Annotated in this window: 1 protein-coding gene; it reads right to left on the bottom strand. The window is 64.7% G+C overall.

Annotation, left to right across the window (positions count from 1 at the left end; translation table 11 throughout):
- Positions 1-1,475, bottom strand: a 1,475-nt coding sequence (locus ABD848_RS24820) for a condensation domain-containing protein (RefSeq protein WP_344977624.1), incomplete at both ends; no start/stop codon positions are given.

Genomic DNA, 1,475 nt, shown 5'->3' on the forward strand with positions numbered 1-1,475 from the left:
GGGTAGTTCTCGAAGACGAAGAGGGTTTCGAACAGTGGGGCGTTGGCGGGAAGTTCGCTCCATTGCTGGACCTGGTTGAGGGGGCTGTATTCGTACTGGCGCATCTGCATGTTTTGTTCTTGCAGGTTGTGGAGCCAGTCGAGTGAGGTGCTGTGGTTGGGTACGTGTACGCGCAGGGGCAGGGTGTTGATGAACAGGCCGACCATGCGTTCGATGCCTTCGACTTCGGCGGGGCGGCCTGAGACGACGGTGCCGAAGACGACGTCGTCGGTGCCGGTGTAGCGGGAGAGGAGCAGTGCCCAGCAGCCCTGCAACAGGGTGTTGAGGGTGAGGCGGTGCTGCTGGGCGAAGTCCTGCAACCGGGCGGTCTCCGCCTCGCTGAAGAACACGGTGGCCGTAGCCGGCGGAGCGGACTCCGCCGGGCTGTGGGGTTCGACCTCGGGGCGGTTACCGACGTCAAGGGCGGTGGCTTGTTCGATCCCCTTGAGGGTGTCGTGCCAGTAGTTTTCGGCCTGTTGGATGTCTTGTTGTTGGAGCCAGGAGACGTAGTCGCGGTAGGGCCGTGGGGGTGCTTGCTCGATGTGGTGGCCCTGGGTGAGCGCGCTGTACCACTGCACGACATCGTTGAGGATGAGGCTGATGCTCCAGCCGTCCAGGATCGCGTGGTGGGCGCTCCAGATGAGTTGGTAGCTGGTGTCGCCGGTCTGGGCGAGCAGCATGCGCCACTGCGGCGCGTCGGTGGGGGCGAAGCCCTGGGTGCGATCCTGTTGCAGGTAGGTCTCGAGGTGGTTCTGCTGTTCCGCAGCGCTTTCAAAGCGCCAGTCCTGCACCCGGAGAGGGGCAGGAAGGTCGGCCCAGACCAGTTGGAGGGCGTCGTTTCCGTCGGTGGTCCAGAAGCTGGTGCGCAGGATCGGGTGGCGCAGCATGGTTTGTGCCCAGCTTTGCCGGAACGCCTCGACGTCGAGTTCCTGCTCGATTCCCAGAATCATCTGGACGTGGTAGACGCCTTCGCCGTGGGCGAGTTGGCTTTGGAACCACAGGCCCTGCTGGATGGGGGTCTGCGGGTAGCAGTCCTCCAGCGGGCGCGCCACCGTGCTGTCCCGCCACTCCGACCGGGAGCGCAGTTGGCCGACCAGGTCGTTGATCTGCGACTGGCTCAACCCGCTCAGCGGGAAGTCCGAAGGACTGTAACCCACGAGGTCAGGGCGCTTGGCCTCCGCGGTGAGCTTCCGGAGGACCTCCAGGGTGCGATCGGCGATCTGGCGGATGGTGTCGTCAGGGAAGGCGGCTTTGCTGTAGGTCCACTGCATGTGGAGTTGGCCGTCTTGGATGTGGCTGACGATGTCGATCAGGTAGGGGCGTTGGTTGGCGGGGTGCCAGTCGGGGCCGGCTTTGCCGGAGGCGTCGGCGAAGCTGCCGGCCATGCTCCCGTCGAACTGGCCGAGGTAGTTGAAGCTGATCTGGGCCGGCTCACC

It is taken from the genome of Salinactinospora qingdaonensis (assembly GCF_039539445.1).
GTDB classification, from domain to species: Bacteria; Actinomycetota; Actinomycetes; order Streptosporangiales; family Streptosporangiaceae; genus Salinactinospora; species Salinactinospora qingdaonensis.